At 59.9% G+C, this 3,370-nt stretch carries 3 protein-coding genes; 2 read left to right on the top strand and 1 reads right to left on the bottom strand.

Translation table 11 applies throughout. From position 1 onward, the window contains the following. Window positions 1-8: 8 nt before the first annotated feature. Entirely contained in the window at window positions 9-791 is a 783-nt protein-coding gene (locus tag EN993_RS33215) for a transporter substrate-binding domain-containing protein (protein ID WP_127265989.1), read from the bottom strand. A gap of 150 nt (window positions 792-941) precedes the next feature. Here EN993_RS33215 and EN993_RS33210 point away from each other — a divergent pair, with 150 nt between their 5' ends. Both EN993_RS33210 and EN993_RS33205 read left to right on the top strand, forming a co-directional pair. Then, window positions 942-1,958: a hydroxyacid dehydrogenase gene (locus tag EN993_RS33210; RefSeq protein ID WP_245469038.1), complete on the top strand. Its 1,017-nt coding sequence runs from the start codon at window positions 942-944 to the stop codon at window positions 1,956-1,958. Between the two features lie 14 nt (window positions 1,959-1,972). Further along, window positions 1,973-3,232, top strand: coding sequence for a Zn-dependent hydrolase (locus EN993_RS33205; RefSeq protein WP_127265987.1), 1,260 nt, complete (start codon window positions 1,973-1,975; stop codon window positions 3,230-3,232). The last annotated feature ends 138 nt before the right edge of the window (window positions 3,233-3,370 follow it).

The raw sequence follows: 3,370 nt of genomic DNA, 5'->3' as shown, positions 1-3,370 counted from the left end.
ATGTTGGGTTACTTGAGCGTGCGGATCGGATCGGCCGGATGAGGATCAAAGCCTACCAGTTCGGTCGTCAGCTTGGCGTAAGTGCCATCTGCGATCATATCGGCAAGTGCCTTGTCCACTTGAGCAACGAGATCGGTTCGATCTTTGTTAAAGGCAAAGCCTTTCTGAATATGACTGACGAAATCGTCCGTCATGGCCAATGGCAGGTTTGCATTCTTGATGGCATAACCGGCTGCAACTGCATCGGTAATGACCGCATCGATGTTGCCGTTCACGAGGTCTTGCAGACCATCGGATTCGGACTTGTAGCCCTTGACCGTGGCGCCTTTCTCCTCAGCGATCTTGAACCAATTGGACGCAATAAGCGCGCCGACGTTCTTGCCTTTGAGGTCGGCCGCAGACTTGATGGCGGAATCCTTTAGAACAACGATGCGTCCGCCTGATTCCAGCCAACCGTCTGAGAACAGCACGGCCTTCTGGCGCTCAGCGGTGATGTCCATGGCCGCGCTGATGACGTCATACTGGTTCGCCGCCAAGCCGACGAGCAACGAGTCCCATTTGGTTATCACGGGCTCATAGGTGAGGCCGATGCGTTTTGCGACTTCCTTCATGACACGAATTTCGAGACCGTCGAGCTCGCCACCTGGGGCCTGCATCGAAAAGGGCGGATAAGTGCCTTCGGTCGCGACCATCAACTTTCCAGGTTGGATAAGCTTGAGGTCCTGAGCCTGGGCACCGGCGATGTTTGCGAAGGCGAGCGCGGCGACGAGCGCCAGAAGCTTGATTTTCATGACTACCCTCTGTGGTTCCTTTTTTGATCACCGCTCATCACGCTCGCTAGGCTGCAAGCGGACACGGCGGACCTGACGTCTCGGACGATCTATCCCGTTCAGCAGGGTTGCGCTTGCCAAGTGGGTCAGGCAAGATGGAGTATCACTGGTATGCCAATGGAACGCAAGAGGAATATTTGCCAAGTGACTCGCATCGCGCCTCCCGTCTGCCTTATCGTGCAGCCGATACATTCAGCAGGAATTCAGCGGCTGCAGGACCAGGGCCTGCAGCCAGTGACGGACGGCGTAGCAGTTGATCCGTCGCATGTTGTTGCAGCCATCACCCGCAACGCCGGCTTCTCGGCAGCCAGAATGGAGGCCCTGCCCTGTCTCAGAGTTATCGCCGTCCATGGCGTGGGCTACGATCCGGTCGACGTTGAAGCCGCAACACGTTCGGGCATTGCAATCACCAACACACCAGGGGCCAATGAAAGGTCGGTCGCGGAGCAGGCGATAGCCCTGTTGTTCGCGCTTGCTAAGCAGGTTGTTGGCGCCGATGCTGCCGTTCGCGCCGGGGACTTCGGTTTTAAGTATTCCGCCGACCTGGTGGAGCTTGCGGGTTTGACGATGGGGCTTGCCGGCTTCGGTCCAATCGGGCAACAGACCGCCGCACTCGGTCGAGCGCTTGGAATGCGCGTGGTCGCGTGCTCCCGATATCAGCCGGATGCCGTGTTCGAGCGTCTAGGGGTAGACAGGCTACCTACACTGGAGGCGGTTCTGCGAGCCAGCGATGCCGTGTCGCTCCACATGCCGGCCAACGACGCCACCCGCAATGCTATCGGTCGCACGCAGCTAGCTTTAATGAAGCCCACTGCATTCCTCATCAACACTGGCCGCGGCGATACCGTCGACGAAGAGGCGCTTGTCAACGCCCTCAAGACAGGAAGGATCCGGGGTGCGGGCCTCGACGTCTTCAGACGCGAGCCGCTGACGGCGGATCATCCTCTGCGTTCCCTTAAAAACGTGGTGCTATCCCCACACGTCGCCGGTTCCACTGAAGCCTCGCTACAAAGGACAGCGGTCGCTGCGGCCGACTGCGCTCTTTCGGTGCTCGCCGGTCAGCGACCCGATACTTTGGTCAATGCTTCGGTCTGGCCTTCGAGACGTCTGCCCCAACAACAAATCTGACCTCGGGACACCCCATGCTTAACGCCGATATTGCGCTTGCCGGCCGTTTGCTCGACGCCTTGCAAGAGGCCAGCGTCGATGAGCCGGGCATTACACGTGATGCCTACGGCAAGGGTGAGGAAGCTGCCCATACTATCGTGCTCAAGGAGGCCGAAAGGCTCGGGTTGATCACGACACGCGACGCTGCGGGCAACCTTTTCATGACCTGGCCGGGCGAGCATAGGGAACGGGCGCCATGGATAGTCGGTTCACATCTCGACAGCGTTCCCCATGGCGGGAATTTTGACGGCGCGGCGGGCGTCGTTGCTGGATTGGCGGCTGTTTCCGCGTTGAAAGCGGCCGGCCTGAAGCCTCCCCGTCCGATCATTGTTCTTGCCATACGAGCCGAGGAGAGCACCTGGTTTCCAACGTCCTACATCGGAAGCCGTGCAGCCTTCGGCCAGTTAGAGCCCTCTGCCCTCGATTTGCTACGCGCCGATTCGGGTCGAACTCTTGCCGAACACATGCACGCGCTTGGTTTCGATGCCGAGGCCGTCCGCCGCGGCGAATGCTCGATCCGGAAAGGCACAATCCATGGTTACGTCGAAATCCATATCGAGCAGGGTCCTACGCTTGAACTGGATAACGCACCGATCGGCCTGGTAAGTGGAATTTCGGGCAGCTTCCGCTATCGGGCCGCCAAATGTCTCGGCGTCTACGGCCACTCCGGAGCCGTACCGCGTCGCCACCGCCGCGACGCCTTCATGGCCCTGGCAGAACTCGCCATGAAGCTCGACTGCTTCTGGGAAGAAAACGAAACTCCCGATGCTCCGCTGACCATCACATTTGGCCAGGTCACGACCGATCCTGTGCAGCATGCCTTTAGCAAGGTCCCCGGCGAAGTCGGGTTCAGCCTTGACGTCCGCAGCACGGCGCCAGCGCTGCTCGAGCGCGCCGATACGGCCTTAATGAAATTCGCGGCGGAGATCGAAGCGCGGCGCGGCGTGCATTTCGATTGGGGGCCGCGTTCAGGCAGCACCCCTGCTGTGATGGACGCCGGCATTCTTGGCTTGCTCGAACTGATCGCCGGCCAAAGGGGTGTTCTGGCACCACGCCTGCCCAGCGGCGCCGGCCACGATGCGGCTGTCTTTTCGGCGAACGGCATCCCCTCAGCAATGATCTTTGTGCGCAACCAGAACGGCAGCCATAATCCGGACGAGGCGATGCGGCTGGAGGATCTCGAAGTTGCGGCGACGATGCTTGCCCAGCTGCTTATGGCTGAGGCTGTGAAATGACCGAAATGCGTCGCTACGTGCTGCGTTTGCTCGACGCCGGCGACGGTGGGTTGGTTGTCGAGCTTGGCCAGGATATCGATGAAGCGACCAATGCAGCGGTGATGGCGCTTGCAGACCGACTGGCAGAAACGGCTCCCG

The organism is Mesorhizobium sp. M7D.F.Ca.US.004.01.2.1, assembly GCF_003997785.1.
In the GTDB taxonomy this organism is placed as follows: Bacteria; Pseudomonadota; Alphaproteobacteria; order Rhizobiales; family Rhizobiaceae; genus Mesorhizobium; species Mesorhizobium loti.
Note: the sequence above shows the minus strand (reverse complement) of the source record. Positions and strands in the feature narration are given on the sequence as shown.

Excerpts from the sequence above, each read along its gene's own strand:
- EN993_RS33215 (WP_127265989.1), bottom strand. The coding sequence starts at position 791 with ATGAAAATCAAGCTTCTGGCGCTCGTCGCCGCGCTCGCCTTCGCAAAC.
- EN993_RS33210 (WP_245469038.1), top strand. The coding sequence starts at position 942 with ATGCCAATGGAACGCAAGAGGAATATTTGCCAAGTGACTCGCATCGCG.
- EN993_RS33205 (WP_127265987.1), top strand. The coding sequence starts at position 1,973 with ATGCTTAACGCCGATATTGCGCTTGCCGGCCGTTTGCTCGACGCCTTG.